At 35.9% G+C, this 26390-nt stretch carries 29 protein-coding genes, 2 pseudogenes and 1 other annotated feature (1 of these 32 cut by a window edge); of the genes and pseudogenes, 24 read left to right on the forward strand and 7 right to left on the reverse strand.

Features of this window, described 5'->3' with window-relative positions; genetic code table 11:
• Nucleotides 1-172, reverse strand: a binding site (T-box leader); it reaches 43 nt to the left of the window's first position.
• Between the two features lie 123 nt (nucleotides 173-295).
• The 5 genes and pseudogenes from OR571_RS16940 (at nucleotide 296) to OR571_RS16960 (ending at nucleotide 4091) form a co-directional block, all read left to right on the forward strand.
• Entirely contained in the window at nucleotides 296-1237 is a 942-nt protein-coding gene (locus tag OR571_RS16940; protein WP_282244451.1) for an MBL fold metallo-hydrolase, read from the forward strand.
• A complete protein-coding gene (locus OR571_RS16945) occupies nucleotides 1224-1976 on the forward strand; it encodes an SDR family NAD(P)-dependent oxidoreductase (protein ID WP_282244452.1) in 753 nt (250 codons plus the stop codon). Before OR571_RS16940 ends, OR571_RS16945 begins: the two co-directional genes overlap by 14 nt.
• 52 nt (nucleotides 1977-2028) lie before the next feature.
• On the forward strand, nucleotides 2029-2454 hold the full coding sequence (locus OR571_RS16950; protein ID WP_282244453.1) for a GNAT family N-acetyltransferase: 426 nt from the start codon (nucleotides 2029-2031) through the stop codon (nucleotides 2452-2454).
• A gap of 10 nt (nucleotides 2455-2464) precedes the next feature.
• The gene (locus OR571_RS16955; protein ID WP_282244481.1) at nucleotides 2465-2821 is read left to right on the forward strand and encodes a DUF3139 domain-containing protein; all 357 of its coding nucleotides are present in this window, start codon (nucleotides 2465-2467) and stop codon (nucleotides 2819-2821) included.
• A 188-nt stretch (nucleotides 2822-3009) separates the two neighbouring features.
• Nucleotides 3010-4091: pseudogene (locus OR571_RS16960) on the forward strand (FAD-dependent monooxygenase).
• A 40-nt stretch (nucleotides 4092-4131) separates the two neighbouring features.
• Here the strand turns inward: OR571_RS16960 and OR571_RS16965 are convergent.
• From OR571_RS16965 to OR571_RS16975, 3 genes are all read right to left on the reverse strand, one after another.
• Nucleotides 4132-4407, reverse strand: coding sequence for a hypothetical protein (locus OR571_RS16965; protein WP_282244483.1), 276 nt, complete (start codon nucleotides 4405-4407; stop codon nucleotides 4132-4134).
• 63 nt (nucleotides 4408-4470) lie between these two features.
• A complete protein-coding gene (locus OR571_RS16970; RefSeq protein WP_282244486.1) occupies nucleotides 4471-5727 on the reverse strand; it encodes a TolB domain-containing protein in 1257 nt (418 codons plus the stop codon).
• A 105-nt stretch (nucleotides 5728-5832) separates the two neighbouring features.
• Nucleotides 5833-5997, reverse strand: coding sequence for an aspartyl-phosphate phosphatase Spo0E family protein (locus tag OR571_RS16975; RefSeq protein WP_282244488.1), 165 nt, complete (start codon nucleotides 5995-5997; stop codon nucleotides 5833-5835).
• Nucleotides 5998-6319: 322 nt separating this feature from the next.
• On the opposite strand from OR571_RS16975, the gene hslO reads away from it, so the two are divergent.
• Complete coding sequence (gene hslO / locus OR571_RS16980; protein ID WP_282244490.1) at nucleotides 6320-7198, forward strand: Hsp33 family molecular chaperone HslO; 879 nt, start codon at nucleotides 6320-6322, stop codon at nucleotides 7196-7198.
• Between the two features lie 197 nt (nucleotides 7199-7395).
• Here the strand turns inward: hslO and OR571_RS16985 are convergent.
• A pseudogene (locus OR571_RS16985) lies at nucleotides 7396-8033 on the reverse strand (cupin domain-containing protein).
• A gap of 135 nt (nucleotides 8034-8168) precedes the next feature.
• On the opposite strand from OR571_RS16985, the gene OR571_RS16990 reads away from it, so the two are divergent.
• The 10 genes from OR571_RS16990 to OR571_RS17030 all read left to right on the forward strand — a co-directional run bounded on the left by OR571_RS16990 (nucleotide 8169) and on the right by OR571_RS17030 (nucleotide 13754).
• Nucleotides 8169-8657, forward strand: a complete 489-nt coding sequence (locus tag OR571_RS16990; RefSeq protein WP_282244492.1) for an NUDIX hydrolase — start codon at nucleotides 8169-8171, stop codon at nucleotides 8655-8657.
• On the forward strand, nucleotides 8617-9159 hold the full coding sequence (locus OR571_RS16995; protein WP_282244494.1) for an NUDIX hydrolase: 543 nt from the start codon (nucleotides 8617-8619) through the stop codon (nucleotides 9157-9159). The genes OR571_RS16990 and OR571_RS16995 overlap by 41 nt, the downstream gene beginning before the upstream one ends.
• Nucleotides 9160-9216: 57 nt before the next feature.
• Nucleotides 9217-9408 carry a histidine phosphatase family protein gene (locus OR571_RS17000; protein ID WP_282244496.1) on the forward strand — a complete coding sequence of 64 codons (192 nt, stop codon included), beginning with the start codon at nucleotides 9217-9219 and terminating at the stop codon, nucleotides 9406-9408.
• 373 nt (nucleotides 9409-9781) lie between these two features.
• Nucleotides 9782-9946: a histidine phosphatase family protein gene (locus OR571_RS22995; RefSeq protein ID WP_481900420.1), complete on the forward strand. Its 165-nt coding sequence runs from the start codon at nucleotides 9782-9784 to the stop codon at nucleotides 9944-9946.
• A gap of 348 nt (nucleotides 9947-10294) precedes the next feature.
• Nucleotides 10295-11086, forward strand: a complete 792-nt coding sequence (locus tag OR571_RS17005) for a hypothetical protein (RefSeq protein ID WP_282244498.1) — start codon at nucleotides 10295-10297, stop codon at nucleotides 11084-11086.
• Between the two features lie 190 nt (nucleotides 11087-11276).
• A complete protein-coding gene (locus tag OR571_RS17010; protein WP_282244500.1) occupies nucleotides 11277-11744 on the forward strand; it encodes a GNAT family N-acetyltransferase in 468 nt (155 codons plus the stop codon).
• A gap of 34 nt (nucleotides 11745-11778) precedes the next feature.
• Nucleotides 11779-12309, forward strand: coding sequence for a DUF6886 family protein (locus OR571_RS17015; protein WP_282244502.1), 531 nt, complete (start codon nucleotides 11779-11781; stop codon nucleotides 12307-12309).
• Nucleotide 12310: 1 nt separating this feature from the next.
• Nucleotides 12311-12757 carry a GyrI-like domain-containing protein gene (locus OR571_RS17020; protein WP_282244505.1) on the forward strand — a complete coding sequence of 149 codons (447 nt, stop codon included), beginning with the start codon at nucleotides 12311-12313 and terminating at the stop codon, nucleotides 12755-12757.
• A gap of 43 nt (nucleotides 12758-12800) precedes the next feature.
• Nucleotides 12801-13325, forward strand: coding sequence for a GNAT family N-acetyltransferase (locus OR571_RS17025; protein WP_282244507.1), 525 nt, complete (start codon nucleotides 12801-12803; stop codon nucleotides 13323-13325).
• 12 nt (nucleotides 13326-13337) lie between these two features.
• Complete coding sequence (locus OR571_RS17030; protein WP_282244509.1) at nucleotides 13338-13754, forward strand: GNAT family N-acetyltransferase; 417 nt, start codon at nucleotides 13338-13340, stop codon at nucleotides 13752-13754.
• Nucleotides 13755-14324: 570 nt separating this feature from the next.
• Here OR571_RS17030 and OR571_RS17035 read toward each other — a convergent pair.
• Complete coding sequence (locus OR571_RS17035; RefSeq protein ID WP_282244511.1) at nucleotides 14325-15512, reverse strand: sigma-54 interaction domain-containing protein; 1188 nt, start codon at nucleotides 15510-15512, stop codon at nucleotides 14325-14327.
• A gap of 2 nt (nucleotides 15513-15514) precedes the next feature.
• The gene (locus OR571_RS17040; protein ID WP_282244513.1) at nucleotides 15515-15718 is read right to left on the reverse strand and encodes a hypothetical protein; all 204 of its coding nucleotides are present in this window, start codon (nucleotides 15716-15718) and stop codon (nucleotides 15515-15517) included.
• A 353-nt stretch (nucleotides 15719-16071) separates the two neighbouring features.
• Here OR571_RS17040 and OR571_RS17045 point away from each other — a divergent pair, with 353 nt between their 5' ends.
• The 8 genes from OR571_RS17045 to OR571_RS17080 all read left to right on the forward strand — a co-directional run bounded on the left by OR571_RS17045 (nucleotide 16072) and on the right by OR571_RS17080 (nucleotide 24909).
• A complete protein-coding gene (locus OR571_RS17045) occupies nucleotides 16072-16818 on the forward strand; it encodes an SDR family NAD(P)-dependent oxidoreductase (protein WP_282244514.1) in 747 nt (248 codons plus the stop codon).
• 189 nt (nucleotides 16819-17007) lie between these two features.
• Nucleotides 17008-17787 (forward strand): SDR family NAD(P)-dependent oxidoreductase, encoded by a 780-nt coding sequence (locus tag OR571_RS17050; protein WP_282244516.1) that lies wholly within the window; start codon nucleotides 17008-17010, stop codon nucleotides 17785-17787.
• Between the two features lie 29 nt (nucleotides 17788-17816).
• Nucleotides 17817-19208 (forward strand): aminomethyl-transferring glycine dehydrogenase subunit GcvPA, encoded by a 1392-nt coding sequence (gene gcvPA, locus OR571_RS17055; protein WP_282246268.1) that lies wholly within the window; start codon nucleotides 17817-17819, stop codon nucleotides 19206-19208.
• A gap of 25 nt (nucleotides 19209-19233) precedes the next feature.
• Nucleotides 19234-20811: an aminomethyl-transferring glycine dehydrogenase subunit GcvPB gene (gene gcvPB / locus OR571_RS17060; protein WP_282244518.1), complete on the forward strand. Its 1578-nt coding sequence runs from the start codon at nucleotides 19234-19236 to the stop codon at nucleotides 20809-20811.
• Between the two features lie 77 nt (nucleotides 20812-20888).
• Nucleotides 20889-21611, forward strand: a complete 723-nt coding sequence (locus tag OR571_RS17065; RefSeq protein WP_282244519.1) for an amino acid ABC transporter ATP-binding protein — start codon at nucleotides 20889-20891, stop codon at nucleotides 21609-21611.
• 43 nt (nucleotides 21612-21654) lie between these two features.
• Nucleotides 21655-22470: a transporter substrate-binding domain-containing protein gene (locus OR571_RS17070; protein WP_282244521.1), complete on the forward strand. Its 816-nt coding sequence runs from the start codon at nucleotides 21655-21657 to the stop codon at nucleotides 22468-22470.
• A gap of 42 nt (nucleotides 22471-22512) precedes the next feature.
• Nucleotides 22513-23202 (forward strand): amino acid ABC transporter permease, encoded by a 690-nt coding sequence (locus tag OR571_RS17075; protein WP_282244523.1) that lies wholly within the window; start codon nucleotides 22513-22515, stop codon nucleotides 23200-23202.
• A 54-nt stretch (nucleotides 23203-23256) separates the two neighbouring features.
• Nucleotides 23257-24909 (forward strand): M20/M25/M40 family metallo-hydrolase, encoded by a 1653-nt coding sequence (locus OR571_RS17080; protein ID WP_282244524.1) that lies wholly within the window; start codon nucleotides 23257-23259, stop codon nucleotides 24907-24909.
• 374 nt (nucleotides 24910-25283) lie between these two features.
• Here the strand turns inward: OR571_RS17080 and OR571_RS17085 are convergent, their stop codons facing one another.
• Nucleotides 25284-26303, reverse strand: a complete 1020-nt coding sequence (locus OR571_RS17085; protein WP_282244525.1) for an NADH:flavin oxidoreductase/NADH oxidase — start codon at nucleotides 26301-26303, stop codon at nucleotides 25284-25286.
• Between the last annotated feature and the right edge of the window lie 87 nt (nucleotides 26304-26390).

A 26390-nucleotide genomic window follows, 5' to 3' on the forward strand; every position in this document is an offset into this window, starting at 1 on the left:
GTCGATAAAAAATCGACACAACTTAATCCTCCTTATCGCGGGAGGCACGACTATGTTTGCATAGTAGCTCCGAAGTAGGTTCGACATATGAGCGGGAGGTGAAACTTGCAGCGGGTCATTTCACTCTCTAGTACTCCATCATATATGTACTATTCTTCATCTTGGCTTTTAATTTCTGAATTAATGAAATTATATGTGTGTTCCAATAAAAAGTCAACGTCCTTTTAGTGACGTCTTATGGAAAAAGCTGTACAATGGAATGAATAAGCATTCATAACAAAGGGGAACTGAGTAGATGATACATAAAATTAGTGTGCCAACACCTTTTGCAGTAGGAGATGTTAATACGTATTTATTAAAAGGGGATGCATTAACGTTAGTGGACGTGGGACCAAAAACTGAAGAAGCTCTTGCATCACTCAAAAAGGGGATAAAAGAAGCCGGCTATGCACTAACAGATATTGAACAAGTGTTATTAACACACCATCATCCAGATCATGCCGGTTGGGTGGATGCATTTGAACAAGCCACCATATTAGGTCATGCTTATAATCAACCTTGGTTAACGAAAGATAAGGATTTCTTTCAGTTTCATGACAAGTTTTATCTGCAAAGTTTAATAGAAGAAGGGGTACCAGAAAATTATTTACGCTGGGTGGAAAAAATGAAAAGACCACTTCATTTTATTGGAAACCGTCCATTGGAAAAAATTCTACAAGATGGGGATATACTACCTGGTCATCCAGAGTATACAGTGTTAGAAACATTAGGCCACGCGCAAAGTCATCTCTCTTTTTGGTCAGAGAAAGAGAACGTGCTAATCGGTGGAGACTTAATAATAGACAAAATTTCATCCAATCCATTAATTGAACCACCATTAAACAAAGAAAAACGGTCAAAATCCATGCTGCAATACAATGCGTCATTGCAAAGAATCCAATCGTTGCCAGTAGAAATGGTATATAGTGGGCATGGAGAGGAAGTTTATAATGTGTATGAGCTTCTTACAGTAAGACTTGAAAAACAAAGGGAACGAGCAATGAAGGTTTTAGACATGATGAAAGATGGAGAGAAAACAATTTTTGGACTAACGCAGGAGCTCTTTCCAAAAGTGTATGAAAAAGAACTTGGATTAACGCTTTCCGAAACAATAGGGCAAGTCGATTATTTAATGGATAATGAATATATAACAGAAAGACGAACAGAAGAAGGGATTTTAATGTATGGGCAAGCATAAAAAAGTATGCATTACCGGCGCTACAAGTGGCGTCGGACTTTTGCTTGCAAAGAAATTGCAAGCGGATGGTTATGAAGTTTGGGCTACAGGCAGAAATATTGCAGCTTTGGGTGAACTAAATCTGTTAGGCATACATACAATACAAGCGGATTTAACAGCAGAACAATCTTTTGAAAAACTATTCAAAGAGATGGGAACACCGGATGTAGTCGTGCATTGTGCTGGAGTCGGCACATTTGCTTATTTAACAGATTTAGACGAAGTCCAAATGGATCAAATGCTGTATCTTAACGTACTCGCACCGATGAAGCTTACAAAATACTTTGCTACAAAAATGAAAAATAAACAGAATGGCCATATCATTTTTGTCGCTTCACAGGCAGGAAAAGTTGCAACTCCAAAAGCTTCTGTTTACGCTGCTTCTAAGCATGCTATTATTGGATTCGCCAATGCAGTTCGCATGGAACTAAAGGAATTTGGAATAAGTGTTTCGACTATTAATCCTGGACCAATCGATACACCATTTCTCGACTTAGCAGATCAAACTGGGAATTATCGTGAAAGACTAAGCAAACATCTCCTCACACCTGAAGCGGTTGTATCCTCTATCGAAAAAGTAATCCAGCATCCCGTACGTGAGGTAGATCTCCCGTCCTATATGAGTATCACAAGCAAATTATATGCAGTTTTCCCTAAAGTGGTAGAAACAGTTGGGAAACGTTTTTTTACGAAAAAATAGTGGATGATTATACTAATACCAAAACAAGCCTATTAGAAAAGGATGAGATAAGATGCAGTTTCATATTACAAAAGAGACCGATAAGGAATCAGTTAAATATATTAATAACGAGTTATATCAATATAATTTAAAACATTTCCCCGAAGATTTAAGAGGCAGATATAAGGAAATAAATCTTTTTGTACGAGATGAAAATGACCATGTTTGTGGAGGATTAATAGGCGAGATCTGTTGGAACTGGTTAGAAATCCAAATATTAATGGTGAACGAGGATTTAAGAAAATCGGGGCTTGGTACGAAACTATTATTAGAAGCAGAGCAAGTTGCGCGAGATAATCAGTGTGATTTCATTAAGCTCGACACACTTAGTTTTCAGGCTTTAGATTTTTACCAAAAACATGGTTATGAGGTATATGGCTCCATTAACAACGTAGGAAGAGAGCACATGCATCATTATTTAAAAAAGGATTTGAAGTAAGGTTATTAAAATGACAAGGGCTAAGAAGATTTTTTGGGTTCTACTAGTTATAGCCATTATAGGAATAGTTATCGTACCTATAGTAACAATACAAGCAAATAAACATACCTACAAAAAAAGAGTAGCTAATTATCTAATAGAAGAGAAGGGCTATGAAAAAGAGAATATAGAATCTATTGAGGGCAAATGGGGAATCAAGCTTCCAACTTATTATGTAATTGTAACCTTCCAAAATGAAACATATGTGGAGTATGTCTATTTTGCACATGACAACGATATTTTTCAATTTAATTACAAGATCACGGAGGAAGGGCAACAAATGGAAATCAAAGAGGAAGACTTAATAAATTATAATCCTCGTTATTAAACTACTCTATACTTGTATAAAACCTTCTAATTTTAACTGCTTTTCTAGAAACCATATTACTTTATTTGACTATAATTGATTGTAATAATATACTAACTTACGTTATGTAAGTAATGACGAGTTATTAAAGAAATTTGGGTTAGTCAAACTTGTAAAGTTATCGATTATCCACAGTAGGAGGATAAGAAGTGAATTATAAAGTAGATGTATGTGTTGTAGGAGCAGGGCCAGGAGGAGCATTGCTTGCTTATTTACTCGCAAAGAAAAATGTATCGGTTCTTCTCTTAGAGCAACATGCGGCTGTTGGGAAAGCTTTTCGTGGGGAACATTTAAACGAAGAAGGAGAAGCAATTTTAAAGGAGCATGGACTTTTTGAAAAAATCGAACAACTAGGTCTACTTCGTATGGAAAACTAGAGTATTGGCATAAAGGCGAACCTTTTAAAACAATACTACCAAATCCACAAGTAGGACATTTAGGCATACATGTTCCACAGAAGCATTTATTATCCATATTGTTGGAAGCCGGGGAAGCATATCCCGCTTTTCAGGCAATGATGAATACCAGAGTAGTTGAGTTATTAAAGGATGAAGCCGGCTTTTACAATGGAGTCCGTGCTGTAAAAGACGGGGAGGAAGTCTTAATTGAAACTGAGCTGATCATTGGAGCAGATGGCCGTTATTCTACTGTCCGAAAAAAAGCAGAAATTGGTGTGACGATTCGTAAACATGGATTTGACTTGCTTTGGGCGAGAATTCCAGCTCCTGACGATTGGGAGCCATCGATTAGAATGGCACTTATTGAAGGAAAACAATTATCACTTTTCACCCAAGCACAAGGCTTTATTCAGATTGGTTGGAATATTGAAGAGGGATCCTTTCCTCAGTTAAGAAAGCAGCCGTTTACCCCTTTTATCGACCAACTAATCGAAGCATTTCCACAGTTGGAAGGAACGGTTCATCATCATATTCAATCGTGGAAAGATTTCGTATTACTTGATGTATATAGCTCTACAAGTGAGAGTTGGGGAAAAAACGGTGTTGCATTAATTGGGGATGCAGTTCATACCATGACTCCAACCGGAGCTTTTGGTCTAAATAGTGCTCTGAAAGATGCTGATTTTCTAGCATCGCTTATTGATAAAAATTATATATCCCAGCTTAATTATTTGGAATGTGCGAATGCAAGAAAAAGGGAAGTAGAAAAGCTACAAGAGATTCAAGTAGAAAAAGAGCAATCGTTTGCTTCGAATTTTGTTGTCGTAGTTTAAAAAATTTAACGCACCTCTATACAAAATAGGCTAAATTAAATTAGCCTTTTGTATAGGGTGCGTTATTTGCATTAACGGGCAGTAAGACTCCCACTTCAAGATAGAAGAAAAACGAAAAGATAAGTGGGAGATCAATTGCTGGCATGCGCCCGATGAAATGATCCTGATCCCAGACTAAGTACGCAACATCGTGTTGCTCCTGCGCAAAGCTCGTCGCAAAATAAAAGAGCGTTTGCAACGTCTGTGTGACCCACATCGTGTGGGACGCAATTAACAATCTGTGGGGGATGACGGGGACTAAAAGCGCGACGTCCATGTCGCAACGTCCCCACTAGCACGTCCTGTGCGTCGAAAAACTCCCACTGATTGAAGTTTCACTTTATCTTTCCGGAAAAAAGCTGTATACCCCAATGTTGTTTACCCAAATTTTTGCGTTTTCACCATTTGGGTCAGCAATCCATAAGTCAGAGGTGCTTTCTGTCAATTCTGTTTGCCGCAACCATGTAAGTTTGTTTATTGCAGGTAGGAATAGTGGATTGTTATCTTCTTTTCCTTTTGGGGGAGAGGTTATTTTCACCTGTTTATCACCTGATAGTGGAACAAAATATAAAGAAGAATTTGGACGTTTTTTGGAGTCATTGGACCATTCTGCTTCCGTTACTCTAGAAACAACGAACGAATCGTCATTTACCCATGTAAAGCCTAGATCTGCGTATTTTTCAGGAGTAAGAGTTAATGTTAGAAAAGAGGGAAGTTCAGTTACTTTTAAGTTTTTGTTCTTATAGCCATATACTATTCTTCCACCGCCAGCAATATAGCCAAGGAAGTTTTGCTTAAATGCCCATTTTGAGTCGAATCCAAAAGCCATCTCATCAATCACCTTAAACTGTTTTCCATCTTCAGAAAGAACGCATAGCATATCACTATCCATTGCCCAAGAAGCAGTCGGTGAGACTCTAAAGGATACCCATTTTCCGTTTGGAGAATAATTAAAGGAATCAGCGTTTATAGAAATGATTTTGGCCTTATCTATGCCTATTTCTCTTGGAATAACAAACAGTTTCTTTACATTTTTCGTCAAATCTTTATTATTCATATAATCCTTTTCTAATGCAACTGTATAAAGAACTGGATTTGTCCATCCATCCGGCCGAAGATCAGCACTAGAGGAAGTGATAAATCCTTTCCCGTCCGGCTGCCATTCATAACTATCGACACCTAACGCTATGTTAGTAAAGCTTTTTAAGTCGGATATATTTAAAACGCTTCCGCTCATAAAAGCTACAATATTTTCAGTAGGTGACCATTTGGGATTGTAACCGTCATAAAAGATTTTTTTATGCGTTTTAGTTTGGATCATATAAATCCATAACTCGTTGGTAATTTCTCTGGAATCAGTCATATTACCGGCAACTTCCTTTTGATAGAGAAGCATTTTACCGTCGAATGACCACCTGAGAGGGTAATTGTACTTAGCTTTTTCTTCCGTTATCTTCTCTTCTTTGTTGTTGACTTTTATCCATAAATAGCCGTCCTTTTCAAAAGCAACTTTTACATCTGATATACTCATTTCTGCTTGAGTATTCATGGGGAATATTAAATAGAAGATTAACAATGCCTTAATAATTTTTGCCAAATTATCACCTCATTCTTTAAATTCCCCTTTTATTTTTAACTTATCCGTAAAATAAACCGATTACTTTCCTGAACTCAGGAAAGTAAATCGGTTTTGTATGTTAGTCTAAGAAGCAATTTTTTGGTATTTATTTAGTAATACATCTAATTCTTGGCTACACTCTACAACTGAAGGATGTGTAAATCCATAGTTTTTTGCTTTTTTGTACATGATTTTTCTTTTTATTGCAATTTGAAACAATAAAGCTTTTTCATCCAATAAGTTCAACACGGTATTTCCTCCAAATAATATTTTAGTTATCGAATTGATATCCGTTTTTGTGTGGTGTCTAAACCAACTTTTATATTGTATAACAGGGAAAATGCAAATATTGTCGCATGGTGGAAAAAATTAAATGTTCATAAATTAGTCACAAATTATATGTATATTTTAAAAAACAAGCAAAAATGAATCGTTATGTCTATAATAAGTAATATAAAATATATTGACTTTTTTATGGGAAATGAATTTCTTTGCATAATAAGAGATTTACTTTAAGCTGTTAGCATGTTAATAGTTCGTCTTTTCGACAACTATAAAAGGAGACAAAAATATGAATGATTATATAGTAAAAGCAATTGCACTTCAAGATCAAGTCCGAGCGTATGCCATTCGGTCAACTGATACAGTTAGTGAGGCACAGCGACGCCATGATACGCTTCCCACTTCATCTGTGGCACTTGGACGTTCCATGACAGCAGGTGCTATACTGGGTGCCATGATGAAAGGCGATGAAAAATTAACGATAAAAATTGACGGAGGAGGGCCAATAGGCACGATTCTTGTCGATGCAAATGCAAAAGGAGAGGTGCGTGGCTATGTATCCTATCCACGAACCCATTTTGAAGTGACAGAGTCAGGTAATTTAGATGTGAAACGTGCTGTTGGGACTAACGGAACTCTTTCCGTTTCAAAGGATGTAGGGCTTAATCAACCATTTGTTGGTCAAGTTGCTATTGAAACAGGAGAAATCGGAGATGATTTTACCTCGTATATTATGAATTCAGAGCAAACCCCGTCCTCTGTTGGTGTAGGTGTGCTTGTAAATGAAGATAATACAATCCAAGCAGCTGGTGGTTTCATTATTCAATTATTACCTGGAACTTCGGAGGACACGATTCGATATATCGAAAACCGTTTACTACAGATTCCGTCTATCTCTACAATGGTTAAAGAAGGTCTCGCGCCAGAAAAAATATTAGAAGAGGTATTAGGCGCAGAAAATGTAAGTATACTGGAAACAATGCCGATTCAATTTCAGTGTCAATGCTCGAGAGACCGAATTGCAAGAGCAATTATTAGTTTAGGACAGCAAGAAATTCAAGACATGATTGTGGAAGATGGGAAAGCAGAGGCCCAATGCCATTTCTGTAATGAGTATTATTTATTTACGAAAACTGATTTGGAGCAACTAATAGAAGAAACGAAATAGGAAACTTATTAGACTGTTTGGATGTTTGTCATCAGACAGTCTTTTTTCATTCACATGGATTACCGTTTTTTAAAGGACTATACATCGTAAATGGAGAATATTGCTAACATGTGAATAAAAATCACATTGAATAAAGGAACTTTATATCATGGAATGCCAGCACTATTAGAGGGCATATCAGGCTGGCAAGATACAGGTTAACAAGTCGGATGATTATAATGCGTATATGGTGGCATTGGATATCCTTGATTTCCATAAGGATATATATAATTTGGAAAAGTCTGCGCGTTACTTCCAGGGTTCCGATAACAATTTTTTGGTGGTCCTATATAGGTAGAACCTTTAATAGGTTCAATCGCTTTTTTCCATTGATTTTCGTCCATACAATAAGTATGAGCCATAATGTTCGATGGTGTTAATCTTAAAATATCCGAACCAAGTATTACTTCTGGTGTGGATGTATTGAAAATAGCAAGCGCATGTGTGCGATCCTCTGTTGCCATTTGGTAATGCCACCAGCCTTGCGGAATATTTGCTACTTGGCCAGGTGTTATTGTGTAATGTTGATATTGCTTCGTAAATGGATTTAGTATGGAAACTGCCATAGCACCAGAAATGCAATATACCAACTCGGAAGATTTCGATGGTAATGTGGTTCAATATTGTTACCTCTACTTAGAAAAATATCAATCAATGATAAATGATCTAATGTATTTAACTGTTCGATACCAAGAATATTCATAAAGTTATAATTATCTTTTCTAAAGAAAGAATTTTTATTGACGTCAAAAGTGAACTGGGTGGATGGGGAAGTAGAGTCAATTGGTGAATCCATAGCTTAACCTGCCTTTTCCAATTGTTATGTGTTTTGGGCACATTCTTTGCATCATATGTAGTGGCCCAACTTTTTGTGCAATAATGGAAAGAGGTGTCTGATTATTTAAATCTATAACCATATGGAGGAACACAGATGATTCCAAAAGCTAAATCATTAGGCTTGCTTTTTAAAAACAATAAAATACTTCTCGAAGAACAAGAAGGCAAACATTCTAAAGGGACTGGATTATTTTATAGACCAATTGGTGGAACAATTGTAATTGGAGAGAGATCCGAGGAAACAGTGATAAGAGAATATGAAGAAGAACTAGCCGTAAAGATCACAATCCAATGCTATGTTACGTGTCTAGAGAATATATTTTCCATCGACGAACAAATTGGTCATGAAATAATTCAAATTTACATAGTAGAGCTGGAGGATAAAAGCCTATATGATCAAAAAATATTTAAAGTCGTTGAAGGAAATAAAATTACATATGCTAAGTGGGTTTCATTGGAAGACATTATTAATGAAATGAAGATTCTTTATCCTAATGGATTACGAGAAATAATGTGTGTTATGACTGGAAAGGAAGAAGATAATGAGCAATTGGAAAACATTAAATGTAAATTATGTCTATAAAACAGCCTTTGGAAATTTACGTAAAGATACTTGTGAACTACCTGATGGACAAATTATTGAGGATTATTATGTGAATGAATATGTCGACTGGGTTAACGCTATTGTTCTTACAAAAGAGAAACAGATAGTACTAGTTAAACAATATCGATATGCTGCACAAGATTTCTTTTTAGAAATCCCAGCTGGTAAGCCAGAGGGAAATGAAGTATATGAAAATGCCATATTAAGAGAGGTAAGGGAGGAGACAGGATTTATTAGCGAACAGCCACCTATATTATTAGGTGAATTCTATGTCAATCCAGCAACTCAAACGAATAAAGTAGTTTCTTTTTTGATTGTAGATGCGTATAAGGCTTTTGATCAAGAGCTGGACCCGACAGAGTTTATAGATGTCCATTTGGTAGATTTGAATGATATGGAAACCATGCTTGTAACAGGAGAGATCAACCAGTTATTTACGGTGAGCGCTTACTATATGTCTAAATCACTCCTAACAAAATAGTTACAGAAATAGGAACTGGAGATTGTGATAAGAACGATTTGAACAGAAGGCGAAAAAATGACTAGGTTCGGATTAATAAGACATAGGGTGACCGAGTGGAATGAATTAGGCAAAGCACAAGGAATTTCTGACATTCCTCTAAATATAACAGGATTAATACAAGCACATGCACTAGCAGATAGACTTTCCCTGGGAGAAGAATGGGACATAATTGCAGCAAGTGATTTATCCCGCATTAACGGGCAGTAAGACTCCCACTTCAAGATTTAAGAAAAAGCGAGAAGATAATTGGAAGATCAACTGCCCGTAAAAGCCCGATTGGTTCAACTAACAATCAGTGGGGGATGTAGAAAACCCACACTGATTGATGTATCACTTTATCCCGAGCAAAAGAAACTGCACATATCATATTGGAAAAATAAAATTTGCCTATCGCTATTTTTGATAAGAGAATAAGAGAAATAAATTGAGGTTTAATAGAGGGAACGACAGAAGAAAGGTTGCAATTATGGGGGGGAAATTGGCGCAAACTGGACTTAGCCATGGAGAAATTTGAGGATGTGTCTAAAAGAGGCTGTGAATTTTTAGAAGAAGCTGTCATGTCCTATAAAATAAACGTATACTGGTAGTAAGTCATGGTGCATTGATTGGTCTCACGTTACGGCATTTGTTGCCACAGAGATTTCCTAATACAAACATGGAAAATGCGTCTCTAACTATTTTTGAAAACATAGAAAATAGTTGGGAATGTACACTGTATAATTGCACAAGCCACCTAGAAGCGTAAATTTGCTAAAGGAGAGAAGAAAATTTACAGTATCACCAACAAAATAATTCTTCTTTTATTGTCACTTCTAATGTTTGTGGTTTTGTGGAAAATAATGAATTTTATCTTTGTCTCTTTTATCCCGTTTAATCCTACATCAGAGCTCATCGCATCTATAGTAATTGTCTTAATGATTCCTTGTTCGATGGTTTTTGCTGATATTACATGGAGTATGATTAAAAACTGTTTCAAAGAACAGTAGAAAATATATCTAATTTATCAAGATAGTAAACTCCTAAGTTACGTAAAAGGGGTTTACTTTTTTTGGGCATAGGGAAAAATTAAAGATATACAGAAAGGAAGATTCAAGTGAAACCTTTAATGCGAATGTTTATATCAACGTTTACGGTAATTTTGCTTAGTGCCTGTTCTCCCAATAGCGAGGCAGAACAAGCTACCAATGATAGTAAAGAGCCGACTGCAGAGGTTGAAGCAGACTCTACTCAAGAACCAACTTCCCCTGAATCTAATCAAACTAATCCAGCAATGACTCAAGCGGAAGTAATAGAGTCTATCAGAACAGACTTAAAAACCAATTTAACTAAATTGCTTCCAAGCGAACTGCCATTACAAAATGATAAGTATTTAACCGCAACAATTACATCAGATGAGAGCATTTATGAAGTTGTTTTTTACGAAAGCAAAGAGCCGACTGCCATAAATCATGAAACAAGTGCAGAAGGCCGAATTATTGCTCGTCTTCATGCTCAAAAATATGAGAGTAAGGAGAAAGCAGACGAACAAATAGCTTTTGAAAACTTTAGTGAGTTGGGAGGACAACCAATCGACCTTGGCTACGGAATCACCGGTTACCAGGACGCTGGCGCAGGTTCCATGTGGACAAGCTGGAATGAAGGTCGTTGGGCGATCGCCGCTCATACGCGTACCACAGATGGGGAAAAAGGAGAAGAGCTTGCTAAAGAAGCTACCAAATTTCTAGAAACCCATACATTGCCTATTCCTAAAACGAATGGATTCGCACATATTGATGTGTACCAATCAGATAACCGAATTGCTTGGCAAAACGAAAATGTAGTTTATAAGATAGACGAAGTAAAAGATCCAATGATCGCGTTGGAAATTGCCACTTCCATTGAATAGTTTTAATTGAAGCATCTCCTTTATGGAGATGTTTTTTTGGGATTCAGAAGCTGGATAAAGGGTTTTATTAATTGTTTGAAGAATAAACCTTAGTAGGAAAGATTCTTATAAATTCCACATGATTAATTGCTAAAGATTTTTTGCACTTAGGAATCGAATTAAGAAATATTAGTAAAAGGAGAATCAAAAAATGAAATTTAGGCTAGCCGAAAGAAAAGATATAGACCAGTTAATCCAAATGAGATGGGATTTCACGATTGAAGATAACGATATGAAAATATTTACAAAGAGTGATTTTGAGTCATTTAAAGCAGAATGCCATACTTTTTTAGAGAGTGCTTTGAAGAGTGAGACTTGGTTTATTTGGGTTGCAGAACAAGATGCGAAAATTATATCTCATATTTACATACAATTAATAGAAAAAGTGCCTCGTCCCGGCAGGATTACTTATCCATTTGCCTATATGACAAATGTCTATACAGAAAAAGAATATAGAAAACAAGGAATTGGAAGTAAATTGATCACTACCATTAATGAGTGGGTGAGTGAGAATAACTATGAATTTATCATCGTTTGGCCAAGTGATGATAGCGTTGAGTACTATAAAAGAAATGGTTACGTTCGTTGTAAAGAACCTATGGAGTATTTCCCTTCTTAGAAGAAAATAAAAACCTGTATAAGGATGTTTTCATATGCGACTCTTTCATGTAAGTGAAGAAAGTAATATAGAATTTTTTGAACCAAGGATACCAACTCGAACAGATTTAGATCAGACGAAGGGGCTCGTATGGGCTATAAATGAAGAATGTTTGCCAAACTTTTTGACTCCAAGGAATTGCCCGCGTGTTTGCTACCATGTAGGGCCAAATACTTCGGAGGCAGATAAACGAACCTATTTTTCTTCCAAGTCTTGCTCCTATGTAGTAGCGATAGAGCATACATGGTTCGAAGTGATGCAAAATACGACCTTGTACTTATATGAATTTAACACTAGTGAGTTTGCCCTTTTGGATGAAAATGCGGGTTATTTCATCAGTGATAAAAAGCAAATACCAAATAATAAAATCAAAATAGATAATTTATTCACTGCTCTCTTTAAAAGGAATATTGAATTGCGATTGGTCGACAACTTATGGGATCTACATGCAGAAATTCAAATGACAACATTGAATTGGTCTATGTGTAGAATGGGTTTTGCACAGAAAATGGAATTGGGGGATTAAGATGGAATTCAAAAAGGTAAAAAGAGAATTTAATTTAGTGGGCATGAAAAATAGAGGACTCTTTGCAAACTTTGGAAAAGAAGTACCTGTCTTTGCACATGAATTTTTAAAAAGAGCGGATGAGATAAAAAACCATACAGAAACAGAAATTGCTCTTTACGAACCTAAAAGAACCGCTGACCAAAAAGAAGGCAATTATTATGTTGGATTAATCGTTGATGGTGCTTTAAATGAAATTCCGTCCGGCATGGAATTGATCGAGATTACACACGATTATATGACTATTCGGGGGAAAATCTCAGAAATAACAGATCTTCATTCCAAATTATCTATATGGGGAGAACAACAAGGTTATAAAAGAAATATGGAATCTTATATTATTGAGACCTATCATCCAATTGAAAATAGTGAGGAAGAAGTGGAAATATATTTACCAATCTATACTTAAGAATCAAAGTTTCTTAATGAAAAAAATAGAAAGGGGTTAACTAATGTGTCCGAATAACATAGAAGGTCTTGAATTTAAGGTTGCTACCGGTAGAGACATCTCTAGAATAATCGAAATGTTAAAACAACTAGCTGTATGGATGAAGGACAATGAAATAAACCAGTGGCGGTTTCTATTAGAGGGAGGTGATGATGAAGAAATTGAACAAGCAATTAACAACCAAGAAACATATATCGTCTTAAAAGATGATCAATTAGTTGCTACATTTACGCTTTTAAGTACACAGAGTGAGTGGGATAAGCATATTTGGGGAGAAGAATTAAACTCAAGTTCTCTTTATTTGCACCGTCTCGCAGTCATTCCCTCTTATATGAAAAAAGAATTAGGTAGCAGTATATTAAGCTGGATCCAAAATAATATGAACGGCCACCAAGACTATATTAAACTAGATTGCGTTTCAGATAACCCAAAGTTAAATGCCTTTTATAAGAGAAACAATTTTGAACTTATCGGGATAAAAGATGGTCATCATAAATATCAAAAAGAATTAAATTGTAGAAACACTTAAAGGAGCCCATCTATGTTAAATTATAGTATTGTAGAGAAATTAAGCGAAAATCAATTAATAGAATTACATAGTTTATTTAAAAATGAATGGTGGACCCAGCATCGCGAGCTTGTGGAAATTAGAAAGATGGTAGACAACAGCAGCTTAGTGATCGGGTTAATTCATAATGAAACAAAAGAATTAATAGGATTCGCTAGAGTGATAACGGATGCTGTATATAGAGCATTCATTTTTGACGTGATGACGAAAGAAACCTATAGGAATAGTGGTATTGGTAACATCTTGATGAATTATTTATTGGAGCATCCGTTTATTCGAGAGGTTGAACGGATAGAGTTATACTGTCCTGACAGATTAGTTGGATATTACGAGAAGTTCGGATTTTCAAAGGATGTGAATGGCAGTAATTTAATGAGACTAAGAATATAATTATAGATCAAAGGTTTTCCATGCAGTAATTATTTTGACCATCTATGATTACTCTGTTTGTTAATTCAATCTCTGCAATATTTTGTTATTTTCTTGTCGTTTCACCATGTTTTGGAGTTTGGGGATTATTATTTTCTTTATATGATATGGCAGTTGCAGTACTCTTGGAAAAAGCTTAAATGGTTATCTGACTTATAAAAGTCTTACAAACTTTTGCTGATTGGCTAGCTTGAATTTAGTGTTTTGGATCAGTGAATCTAATCAAGCGCAGGTATACGATATATTAAATCAGCACCACCAGTATAACTGGTGGTTTGTTCTGCACGAGAAACGCTAGGATACTCTCCCATATCTTAAGACTGAAAGGTCCCGCAATCGTGCTCCGCTTTCCACGACCGCTAAAGTGTTTCTGCTATTTTTAACTTTCTGTGTTCTCTTCGCCTGTGGAAGGATCAATGTATTTTTTTATGGTCATCTGATTCTCATACTCTAAAATCTCTTCTTGAATAACATTACTATTGTATGGATATTGAAAGATGGATATAGGTTTATGTCATGAAATATAGCTAATCAAGACAGTATTTGAAGCTTTTCTAACTTTCGATAAAGAGTTCGAATACTCATCCCTAAATCCTTTGCAACCATTTGCTTGCCATTGTAATTGTACCCATAGATATTAAGTTTTTGAGTTATTATATCTCTCTCTACATCTACTAATTCTGCATTCTTTTGTGGTTGCTGAACATCTTTGCAACTTGCTAAAAGATATGGAGGAAGTGATCGTTCACTTAAAGCATTTTCTGTTTCAAAATTCATGCTATATTCGATAACGTTTTCAAGTTCTCTTAAATTACCAGGCCAATGATAAGTAGATAGCACTTCCATAAAACCATTGGTACAAGAGTTGAAATACTTACCAGATCTATGTTTCAAGTTTTCTTTCATTTCTTCTACTAGTAAGGGTAAATCGAGCAGCCTCTCTCTCAAAGGGGGTATTGTAATTGGAATTACGTTTAAACGATAGAAAAGGTCTGATCTAAACTTTTTCTCTTTAATGGATTCTTCTAGAGGTTGATTTGTAGCGGCAATTATCCTTGCATTTACCTTTTTCACACTAGTTCCGCCAACCCGTTGGATTATCCCATCTTGTAAAACTTTTAAAAGTTTCGATTGCAAGTGAATGGGAAGCTCCGCAATTTCATCTAAGAATAATGTTCCGTTATCCGCAGATTCAAAATAACCTTTTTTTCCCCCTTTCCTAGCGTTGGTAAATGCACCGCTTTCGTAACCAAATAATTCACTCTCAAATAAACTCTCTGGTATACTCGCACAGTTTATTTCTACTAGGGGCCCGTTACTCACTGTGCTATTTTCATGAATATACTTTGCCAGCATACTTTTCCCAGTCCCGGTCTCTCCTGTAATGAGTACTGTAGAAGTACTATTTCGTATCTTCTTCACTAATTCTGTAATATGTTTGAATGCTTGACTGTTTCCAAAAATGTAATTGCCTGAAGAATAAATGGGAGAAAGATTGCTTTTAAATTCATTAGAATCCCTTAAAATTGATATGATAATATCTTTTAACCGAGTTAACCATTCTGTGTATAAATCTTTTTGTTCGATTAAAATACTTTTATTTTGAGGGGATAGACTAACCAATGAAAGATAGCCAAACTTTTCCCCATTTAACATCATATCTTGAATAAGTTCTGCTTTCGATGGACAATTATTAAAAAAATGGCATCCTTCACACATTTTCATATCTCCTGGCTGATGAAGTAGAGTGATGTGGTTTCCGTATATTTTATCAAAAAAGGAACATGTACCTTCATTCCTTTTTGGGTAATATAATCCTCAGTTGCGGCTATTAAACGTCCTTCTTTATCAAAACAAGCAATATCGACTTGCAAAAGCCCTGAAAACGCTTGTATCACTTTTGAAATAGAACTTAATAAAATCACCTAATCACCTCTTTAAAAAAATATTCAACTTAAAACACATTGTATTTATAAAATTCGGAATAGTCAATATACAAAAGTTTGATATGTCATGTCTTATGTCAAAAGTGTCAGAAGCATTTTACTGTTTTCTCTTTCCAATTTTACTAATTTCCTTGTCACCGTCATACTCTTAATCCATCTACTAAAGTTGGCATAGAAATTGCAAGAGTTATATGTAAATACAGATTTTAAAAAATTCAGTGCAAAAGATATTAGTACACTGAATTATCAGGGAGGAAGTAAATGAAAAAAATTTAAACAAATAGAATATCAAAACAAAATAAAATTTTGAAATTGGAAAGGTGGATACAATTATGAGTAATTATCAAGATAGTCTAATGGATAAACGTGTTGTTATCACTGGAGGTGCAAGTGGCATTGGTCTGGCTACTGCTCTTCGATTTGCAGATGAAAAAGCTATTGTCACTATTATTGATAATAATAAAGAGTCATTAGATAGAGTATTGAGAGAATATCCGACTTTAAAACACGGTATCTTCGCGGATGTAAGCAATTATGAAAGTGTACAAAATGCCTTTCTAGAAATGGATGACTTGGCTGGTGGTATTGATATCCTTATTGCAAATGCCGGCATAAGCGTTAGATCTAGTTTTCTAGATATTACTCCGGAACAGTGGGATAAAGTAATCGGAGTTAATCTCAATGGTATATTCTATGCTTCACAAGAAGCGGCAAAAAGAATGATTAAACAGGAAAATGGAGTAATCTTAATGACAGCTTCCACTAACGGTTTAGTGGGACATCCGAATTATGCGGATTACAATGCCTCAAAGGCTGGTGTGAATCTTTTAGCCCGAACGATGGCATTGGAATTAGCACCTACAATTCGGGTAAATACAGTTTGTCCAGGTTATGTACTTACTCCTATGCAAATTGCGGAATATAGCCCAGAAGCATTGGTTCAAGTAAATGAAAAAATTCCATTAAAACGACATGCTCAACCTGAAGAAGTTGCAGCATTATTTGCTTTCTTAGCATCTTCAGAAGCGAAGTATATTACTGGACAACATATTCCAATAGACGGCGGAGAGCTAGCTTAACTTCACTAGTTTTTACCGAGTGACGTAGATGACAAAACAGGCAAACCTTTGTCATCTATGACACTAGATATTAACTGAATTGATTTCTAATCGTTAGCAATTTCCTTTGTTTTATATGTGCTTCTTTACTTTAAAAAAGTTGGCACAAAAATTGCAATATTAATTTACGTAGAAGGGGGAGAGATGTAATTGAATTACGAAGACTTACTAGGAGTTAAAAATAAAGTGGTTGCGATAACAGGTGCTGCGTCAGGAATAGGTTTAGCTACTGCAAATTTATTTGGGGAACTAGGTGCCTCAGTAGCATTATTAGATATCAATGAAGACCAAGGAAAAAAAGTTGCTATGAACATGATTAATAAAGACATAAATGCAAAATTTTACAAATGCAATGTGACATCTTCTGAGGATTGCAGAGTAACTGCTAAAAGAATTGAAGATGACTTCGGTAAAATTGATGTACTTTTTAATAATGCAGGAGTCATCCGGCGAAAAACAGTTGTTGATCATTCTGAGGAGGATTGGGATTTAGTACTAGATGTTTCTCTAAAAGGAGCATTTCTATTGTCTAAATATATTATTCCTATCATGGATAAAAATGGTGGGGGAAGCATTGTTAACACTGGATCTGGATGGGGATTGAAAGGTGGCGATTTAGCAGCTTCATATTGTGCAGCGAAAGCTGGTGTTGTGAATTTAACAAAAGCAATGGCGATTGATCATGGACCACAAAATATTCGAGTGAATTGTATTTGTCCTGGAGATACAGACACTCCTCTCCTAAGGGATGAAGCAAAACAACTAAAACATGATGAGGATACTTTTTTAGCATCTTCTGCGGTTGATAGACCACTAAATCGAATTGGTACCCCTCTAGATATAGGTAAAGGTGTATTGTTCTTGGCTAGTGATATGGCTTCTTGGGTCACAGGAACTGTTCTGACGGTTGATGGCGGAGGCCTAGCATAATAAATGAGGAGGAAATTGTTATGAAAGAAATGAAAAAAGTTGCACATCCTTATATCCCAAATACAGTACCTGAAATCAAAGAGCAAATGTTAAAAGAAATTGGAGTAAAGACGATTGAGGAGTTATTTTCCGGGATTCCAGAAGAGCTGCATTACCGTAAAACATTGCACATTCCGAAAGCGCTTTCGGAATATGAACTACGTAGATATTTGGAGGGATTATTATCTAAAAATACGAGTACAACTGAATATCTGAACTTTTTAGGTGCTGGTTGTTGGAATCATTTTATCCCAGCTATTTGTGATGAAATCAATTCTCGTGCAGAGTTTGTAACTGGGTATGCAGGGGATCCATACGAAGATCACGGTCGCTTCCAAGCTCTTTTTGAGTACCAGAGTTTAATGGCAGAGTTAGTCGATATGGATGTTGTCAACGTACCGACATTTGATTGGGCACAAGCAGCGGCAACGTCTATTCGTATGGCAACCCGAATAACAAATCGTACAGATGTATTATTACCCAAAACAATCTCACCTGATCGGCTAAAAGTTATTAAAAACTATTGCTCTCCATATATAAATGTAAGTTTGATTGACTATAAAGAAGATACTGGACTAATTGATTTAGAAGATTTGGAAAATAAAATCTCTTCTAATACAGCAGCTGTCTATTTTGAAAATCCATCCTATTTAGGGTTTTTAGAAACACAAGGTCAACAAATTAGTAAACTAGCAAAAAAACATGGAGCAATTACGATTGTGGGAGTAGATCCTAGTTCTCTAGGTATTGTCGAGCCACCTAGTCACTATGGTGCTGAAATTGTTTGTGGAGATCTTCAACCTTTAGGCATGCATATGAATTACGGTGGTGGTCAATCAGGGTTTATTGCAACACACGATGATATCAAATTTGTGCAAGAATACCCATCCAGATTATTTGGAATTGCACCTACAGTTGTAGAAGGTGAGTATGGGTTTGGTGATGTGTATTATGATCGAACTTCCTTTGCACAAAGAGAAAAAGGAAAAGAATCCGTAGGTACACAGACGGCATTATGGGGAATTACTGCTGGAGTTTATTTATCTTTGATGGGACCTGAAGGAATGTATGAGCTTGGGAAATCTATTATGCAAAAATCACAATATGCAATGCAACAGATAGGAAGTATTCCAAATGTAGTAGCATCACGATTTGAATCAACTAGTTTTAAAGAGTTCGTTGTGGACTTCTCCTATACTGGAAAATCAGTAAAAGAGATTAATAAGTATCTTTTAGACAATAGAATTTTTGGAGGTAAAGACCTCTCTGAAGATTTTCCAGAATTAAAACAAAGTGCTTTATTCTGTGTAACAGAAATTCATACAAAAGAAGATATCGACCAGCTTGTTTCCGTTATTAAGCAGTGCATAAACTCAAAATGAAATAAATTGAAAAGGATGAATTGCTATGAAAAAAATTAACCGCGAACACAAGGTACGGAATTTTCAGCAAGCTAAATGGGATGAACCGATTATTTTTGAACTTCATAATAGTGGTGAAAGAGGTGTTTTACTCCCTCACGTAGAAAGTGAAATTGTAGATTGTGTAGGAGATGGGCTATCAGCTTTACCTGCATCTTTAATTAGAAAATCAGCACCTAAATTACCTGAAATTTCACAAAACAGAGTGCTTCGTCACTATTTAAGACTTTCACAAGAGATGTTGGGAGGCGCTCTTAACGTTGAAATAGGTCAAGGTACTTGTACAATTAAATATTCTCCTAAGATTAATGAAGAAATTGCTTCATCTCCAAAAATGACAGAGCTTCATCCTCTACAAGATGAAAGTACCGTGCAAGGTATTTTAGAAATAACACATAAATTAGATCTTTGTTTGAAAGAAATTTCCGGTATGGATTACTTTTCTTTCCAGCCGGGCAGTGGAACACAGTCGTTGTTTACAATGGCTTCCATCGTTCGAGCTTTTCATGAAAGCAATGGGGAAGGTGATCAGCGAGATGAAATTATTACAACTATCTTCTCGCATCCATCTCAAGCAGCAACTGCAGCTGTAAAAGGATATAAAATTATTACATTGTATCCTGATAAAGACGGTTTTCCTGATCTTGAAAAGTTAAAAGAAGTAGTATCTGACCGTACAGCTGGATTTGTAGTAGCAAATCCAGAAGATACTGGTATATACAATACACGTATAAAAGAATTTACAAAGGTAGTTCATGATGCCGGTGGGATTTGCTATTACGATCAGGCAAATGCGAATGGTTTGCTTGGAATTACTAGGGCTAAAGAAGCAGGATTTGATATGTGCTTCTTTAATCTTCATAAAACTTTTTCTACACCACATGCATGCGGAGGTCCAGCAACTGGGGCGCTAGGAGTAGTTGCAAAACTAAAAGAGTTTTTGCCTGGTCCAATAGTTGAAAAGCAAGGTGATCAATATACTTTAAAAAGTGATATGAAGCATAGCATTGGAAAAGTTCGTTCGTTTCAAGGGGTGCCTCAGATGATAGTCCGCGCATATGCATGGATTCTAGCGATTGGTGCAGAAGGATTAAAAGATGTTGCTGAAATCGCAGTCTTGAACAACAATTACTTATATCACCATATTTTGAAAATTCGTGGTGCAAGTGCTCCATATATTAAAGGTCAACGATTGGAGCAAGTGAGATATAGTTGGGAGCAGTTAACTCGAGAGACGGGAGTTACAACCGATGATATATCAAGAAGAATGGCCGATTTTGCGCATCAATATTGGACTAGTCATCATCCATATGTTGTTCCTGAACCTTTTACGTTAGAGCCAACTGAGTCAGCTTCGAAATCAGATTTAGACGAGTATATTGCTTCGTTAACATATATTGCAAACGAAGCATATGAAAATCCTGAAAAAGTAAAAAATGCCCCTTATAATAGCACTATTCACCGAGTAGATGAGCAAGATTTCTTTGAGAACCCTGAGAAATGGGCAATTACATGGAGGTCTTACTTAAAAAAGAGTAAAGAAATAGAAAAAATAAGATCATAAGATTTTCTCCCCATTAACATATCAAAATCACTTGTTTATGGGGAGTCATTGATATTAAAAGTAAGGTGGTGTATCGCTTGATAAAAGTATCAAATTTGAAAAAATCTTTTGGGGATTTAGAAGTTCTAAAAGATATTAATGTGGTAATAAACCAAAAAGAAGTAGTAGTTGTCATTGGTCCTTCTGGATCAGGAAAATCAACATTCTTACGTTGTTTAAACAAATTAGAAGAGACAACTTCCGGAACAATTCTATTAGATAATATTAACCTTACAGATAAAAAGATCAATATCAATAAAGTGCGACAAGATATAGGAATGATTTTTCAGCAGTTCAACCTATTTCCTCATAAGACAGTTTTAGAAAATATTATTATTGCCCCTATGAAAATACGAAAAAAAAGCAGACAAGAAGCGGAAAGAATGGCATATAATCTACTCGAAAAGTTGGGTTTAGTTGAGAAAGCAGAAACATATCCCGACTCGCTTTCTGGGGGGCAAAAACAAAGGATTGCAATAGCAAGGGCGCTTGCTATGGAGCCAAAAGTAATGCTTTTTGATGAACCAACTTCAGCACTAGACCCTGAAATGGTTGGAGAAGTTCTAAATGTGATGAAAGAACTAGCAAAAGAAGGAATGACGATGGTTGTTGTTACGCATGAAATGGGGTTTGCACGTGAAGTAGGGGATCGTGTAATTTTTATGGATGAAGGATATATCATCGAAGAAGCTAGCCCAACCCAATTATTTAGTAAACCTCAACATGAGCGTACAAAGGCATTCCTATCGAAAATTTTATAAAAAATAATAGATAGTTTGTAAATATAGAGATGGAGGAAAAGTGATGAAAAAGAATTCATTGTTCGCCGTAATGATTTTATGCACAACTCTAATTTTGTTATTAGCAGGATGCGGAAACAAGGAAGATTCATCGAATGCTAGTGCTATCGTACAAGAAAGTGAAGAGGATTTGAAATTAGTGCATGATGGAAAACTTACTTTTGCTATGAGTGGTTTACTTAAACCCTTAAACTATAAGGATAATGGCAAACTTGTTGGTTTTGATGTTGAAATTGGAACCGAAATTGCAAAACGTATTGGGCTGGAGCCGAATCCAGTAACAAATCCTTGGGAAACAATACTTCAGGGATTAAAAGGAAATAAATACGATGTAATCATAGGAAGTATGACTGCCACAGAAGAACGATTAAAACAAGTTGACTTTTCTGACCCATATTATATTTCCGGTGCGCAAATTTTTGTCGCAGAAACCAACGACACCATTCAATCAAAAGATGATTTAGGTGAGAAATCAGTTGGTGTAATGCAAGCTAGCACTCATAAAGAAGTAGCAGAGACATTATCGAACGATGTGAAAGGATACCCTAGTGAAATATTTGCTTTACAAGATTTAATACCAGGACGTATTGATGCAGTGATTACTGATAAAATCGTCGGAGTCTCTGCGATTAAGGAACAGGGAATGAAAATTAAAACAGTTGATGGTGTCCTAAATAGAGAAGAAATTGCTGTAGCAATTAATAAAGATCATCAAGCTTTACTAGACAAGATTAATGTAGCAATCGCAGAAATTATTGAAGATGGCACATATGAAAAAATAAGTATGAAATGGTTTGGCGTAAATATTATGGAGGACTAAACTACAACTATAAGGTTCCCTTAGTAAAGGAGATAACTGACAATGAATTTCATCGAAAGTATTGTGTCCATTATCCAAAAACATGGAACTGCCTTTTTAGAAGCAACTACTATAACGATATCTATAACAGCTGTTTCTCTAGTAATTGCAACTGTAATAGGTTTAGTATTTGCCTTCTTTAAAGTATCAAATATTTGGATACTTGTGAAACTAGCAGATCTCTATATCTTTATAGTTCGTGGTCTTCCATTAATAGTATTAATCATGTTTCTCTACTATGGAATTTCCAGTGTTATTGTACTAAGTGATTTTATCGCTGGTGCGGTTGCATTAGGGATTCATTCGGGTGCATATTTAGCAGAAATTTTCAGAGGAGCAATCCAATCTGTAGATAGAGGTCAAAACGAGGCGGCACGATCGCTTGGAATGACTGCTCCTTTAACAATGAGTACGATTATTTTACCTCAAGCTTTTAAACGAGCGATTCCTGCTTTGGGTAATCAGTTTATCATCGGTCTTAAAGATTCATCCCTTGTTGCTTATATTGCAGTTACTGAGCTATTTAGTCATGCCTTAACTGCTTCAGCTGAAAACTATATGCCATTTGAAACATATCTAGTTGTAGGTTTCTATTATTTAGCATTAGTATTAATATTCACGCTATTACTCAATTACGTTGAGAATAGATTAGATACCGGGGGAGTAGCAAAAAATTTAAAAAGTAAGCTTTGACTTCAAAAAAACAAAAGTCACAGGTGTAAAGCATATAGAAAAGGAGTATGAAGTATGATTACTACAAAAAATGAAGTTCTGAAATTGACAGAAGAACTAGTTCGAGTTGAAAGTATAGTAGAAACGCCAGGTGAAATTGATGCGGCTAAGAAAATATATGAAATGATCTCTGAGATGCCTTACTTTATCCAAAAACCTGACCAAGTAATTCTTTCAAAAACTAGTGATGACCAATTGGAAAGATATAACGTCCTGGCGTTTGTAAAAGGAATAAAAGAAAAAAGTAACAATAAAACGATTATCTTAATGGGGCATCTGGATACAGTTGGCATCGATGATTATACAAATTTAAAAGAGGTTGCATGTAATCCTGATGAACTAATGAAAAAATTACATGATGAACAACTTCCGGAATTAGTAAAAGAGCAGCTCGATTCAGGAGAATGGTATTTTGGTAGAGGTGTATTAGACATGAAAAGTGGTGTAGCTAGCCATATGTCACTACTAAAGTATTTTTCCGAACACCCAGAAGAATTAGCCGGAAATCTTGTTTTCTTTTCGGAATGTGACGAAGAAGTAAGTTCCAAAGGCGTTTTATCAGGACTTAAAGATTTAAAAAAATGGAAAGAAGAGCGTGATTTCGAATATATAGGATTAATAAATTCGGATTTTGTTGCTCCTTTATATGACGGAGATGTGAATCGTTATGTTTACAAAGGAACTGTTGGTAAATTACTTCCTTCTTTTTTCATTACGGGGGCGGAAACACATGTTGGTTCTGCTTTCGAAGGATTAGATCCCAATTATATTGCAGCTGAATTGACAAGACAAATTAGCTATAATCCAGAACTTTGCGATCATCATTTAGGGGAAACACCTGCTCCTCCAATTTCTTTAAAACAGATGGATTTAAAGCCTAACTATACTGTTCAAACTGCTCTTTCTGCTTATGTATACTTTAATCTCTTCGTGCATTCATGGTCTCCTCAAGAGGTTCTAACCAAGCTTACGGAGCAAGCAGTAATCGCTTTTGAAAACGCTATCAACACAATGAACGAACGTTATGAAAGTTTTTGTAAACTAAGTCAGCAACCTTTTAAGCAATTACCATGGAAATCTCGGGTAATCTTGTATGAAGACATGACGAAATCGTTAAAAGAGGAGCATGGGGAAGTTTTTGTAGCGCATATGAACAAGTTTAAAGCGAATCTACTATTAGATGAAAAATTAGATACAAGAATGTTTGCGGCTAGGGTTATAGAAGAGGAATGGAAATGGATGAAAGATCAAAGGCCAGCAATTATTTTACTATATTCATCCCTATATTCCCCTTGTTTAGACATTACAGGTAAAAATGAACAAGAAGAAAATTTGATTTCGGCTTTAGATAAAGCAATAGAAAAGGTCCAGTCACAATATAAATATCCAATCGTTTCTAAAAATTACTTCCCGTATATTTGCGACATGAGCTGTGTTGCTTTAAAAGATGATGAAAAATCTATCCAATCTGTAATTAATAATAATCCTGCTTGGGGTACAAAGCATTATGTGAATTATGAAGATATAAGAGAGATTAATGTACCTGCCATTAATATTGGACCTTATGGTTATGATGCTCACAAACGCTATGAGCGTATGGAGATTGAATTTTCTACCGAAGTCATTCCAACAATTACAAAGGAAATAATTAAAACGCTTATTGGTTAATTGACTTTAATATATAAACTTTTAGAATGGAGACAATCACGTAATAAACGAGTTGTTTGCATTCTATTTTTTTGTTTCAGATAGGTTAGATTTCCTAGTGCCTATTTATTACAACATAAACAATTTTTCAAGCATCCACAGAATGATTTAATCATATCATCTGTTTCATAGAGTAAGCAGGATTTGCATATAAACAAAAAGTAAACCGCCCCTGAGCCTAGCAAGCATGGGAAGGTTTACTCGTCCTAATTGCTGATCGCCTTTGAAGCGATACTATTTTATTACAAGACTGTTTGGTGTTGGCGCACCGAGCAGTCTTTTTTAATATACTCATCTTCACCTGCCATTATAACATAATGGGAGGTGAAGTGTAACTAAAAACCTCTTTCATATTGTGTTGGTGGAGTTACTTTTCCTGTAATCGTTTCTTCTGCGTGCAATGCCCAGTATGGATCCTTCAGCATTCCACGACCAACTGCCACAAGCTCTGCATCACCATTTGCAACAGTTTGCTCTGCCAAATTTGCATCATCTAAAATGCCAACTGCAATTACTGGTACATTTAATGCCTCTTTATATGCACGTGCAAAGGATACCTGATATCCCGGAGTGTTCGCAGGTTTTAATTTCCCAGCAGGGCCTTCACCGCCACTCGAAACATGAAAAACATCTACGCCTGCTTCTTTATACTTTTTAGCAATTTCTAATGAATGCTCTAAATCATAGCCACCGTCCATATATTCAATCGCTGATATACGGAAAAGAAGCGGCATTTCTTCTGGCATTACACTGCGCACTGCTTGAATAATTTCTACTCCAAATTTGGATAAGTCTTTACCATACTCATCCGTTCGATTATTAATAGCTGGTGAATGGAATTGATGGATTAAATAACCGTGGGCTCCGTGGAGTTCGATTGTATCGAACCCAGCAGCCACCGCTCGTTTTGCCGCATCTTTATACTTGCTAACCATCTCTTTCACTTCTTGTGTAGAAAGTGCTCTTGGTTCTTTCCAATTTTCAGCGACAGGTATGTTAGAAGCACCAACAGGTGGGGTAGCATCTGTGGCTTTTCTTCCGGCGTGGGCAATTTGAATTCCGATTTTTGCATCATGCTTATGTACTTCTTTTACGATTCTTTCATAAGCCGGTATTTGTTCATCTGACCATAATCCTAAATCGAAATCTGTTATTCGGCCATCAGGTTCTACATCGGTCATTTCTACGATAACAAGCCCAGTGCCTCCCACCGCTCTAGAAACATAATGGACAAAATGCCAGTCTGTTGGAGTACCATCTTTTGCCTCGACTGAATATTGACACATAGGGGGCATTACTACACGATTTTTTAATGTGAGGCCTTTTAGTGTAATAGGTGAAAATAAATGACTCATCAAACTCACTCCTTTTTTCCATTATCTTTGTTTCCTCTTCCGGAATCAATTAATCTGTCTGTCTAATAAAAATATTTCTTATAATCA

The organism is Psychrobacillus sp. NEAU-3TGS, from assembly GCF_029955155.1.
GTDB lineage: Bacteria > Bacillota > Bacilli > Bacillales_A > Planococcaceae > Psychrobacillus.

Excerpts from the sequence above, each read along its gene's own strand:
- gcvPA (WP_282246268.1), top strand. The coding sequence starts at position 17,817 with ATGAAAAAAGTTGCACATCCTTATATCCCAAATACAGTACCTGAAATC.
- OR571_RS17045 (WP_282244514.1), top strand. The coding sequence starts at position 16,072 with ATGAGTAATTATCAAGATAGTCTAATGGATAAACGTGTTGTTATCACT.
- OR571_RS17080 (WP_282244524.1), top strand. The coding sequence starts at position 23,257 with ATGATTACTACAAAAAATGAAGTTCTGAAATTGACAGAAGAACTAGTT.
- OR571_RS16940 (WP_282244451.1), top strand. The coding sequence starts at position 296 with ATGATACATAAAATTAGTGTGCCAACACCTTTTGCAGTAGGAGATGTT.
- OR571_RS16950 (WP_282244453.1), top strand. The coding sequence starts at position 2,029 with ATGCAGTTTCATATTACAAAAGAGACCGATAAGGAATCAGTTAAATAT.
- OR571_RS17010 (WP_282244500.1), top strand. The coding sequence starts at position 11,277 with ATGAAATTTAGGCTAGCCGAAAGAAAAGATATAGACCAGTTAATCCAA.
- OR571_RS17035 (WP_282244511.1), bottom strand. The coding sequence starts at position 15,512 with ATGTGTGAAGGATGCCATTTTTTTAATAATTGTCCATCGAAAGCAGAA.
- OR571_RS17075 (WP_282244523.1), top strand. The coding sequence starts at position 22,513 with ATGAATTTCATCGAAAGTATTGTGTCCATTATCCAAAAACATGGAACT.
- OR571_RS16995 (WP_282244494.1), top strand. The coding sequence starts at position 8,617 with ATGAGCAATTGGAAAACATTAAATGTAAATTATGTCTATAAAACAGCC.
- OR571_RS17015 (WP_282244502.1), top strand. The coding sequence starts at position 11,779 with ATGCGACTCTTTCATGTAAGTGAAGAAAGTAATATAGAATTTTTTGAA.
- OR571_RS16990 (WP_282244492.1), top strand. The coding sequence starts at position 8,169 with ATGATTCCAAAAGCTAAATCATTAGGCTTGCTTTTTAAAAACAATAAA.
- OR571_RS17025 (WP_282244507.1), top strand. The coding sequence starts at position 12,801 with ATGTGTCCGAATAACATAGAAGGTCTTGAATTTAAGGTTGCTACCGGT.
- OR571_RS16965 (WP_282244483.1), bottom strand. The coding sequence starts at position 4,407 with ATGGACGTCGCGCTTTTAGTCCCCGTCATCCCCCACAGATTGTTAATT.
- OR571_RS17030 (WP_282244509.1), top strand. The coding sequence starts at position 13,338 with ATGTTAAATTATAGTATTGTAGAGAAATTAAGCGAAAATCAATTAATA.
- OR571_RS16945 (WP_282244452.1), top strand. The coding sequence starts at position 1,224 with ATGGGCAAGCATAAAAAAGTATGCATTACCGGCGCTACAAGTGGCGTC.
- OR571_RS17085 (WP_282244525.1), bottom strand. The coding sequence starts at position 26,303 with ATGAGTCATTTATTTTCACCTATTACACTAAAAGGCCTCACATTAAAA.
- gcvPB (WP_282244518.1), top strand. The coding sequence starts at position 19,234 with ATGAAAAAAATTAACCGCGAACACAAGGTACGGAATTTTCAGCAAGCT.
- hslO (WP_282244490.1), top strand. The coding sequence starts at position 6,320 with ATGAATGATTATATAGTAAAAGCAATTGCACTTCAAGATCAAGTCCGA.
- OR571_RS17000 (WP_282244496.1), top strand. The coding sequence starts at position 9,217 with ATGACTAGGTTCGGATTAATAAGACATAGGGTGACCGAGTGGAATGAA.
- OR571_RS16955 (WP_282244481.1), top strand. The coding sequence starts at position 2,465 with ATGACAAGGGCTAAGAAGATTTTTTGGGTTCTACTAGTTATAGCCATT.
- OR571_RS17070 (WP_282244521.1), top strand. The coding sequence starts at position 21,655 with ATGAAAAAGAATTCATTGTTCGCCGTAATGATTTTATGCACAACTCTA.
- OR571_RS17020 (WP_282244505.1), top strand. The coding sequence starts at position 12,311 with ATGGAATTCAAAAAGGTAAAAAGAGAATTTAATTTAGTGGGCATGAAA.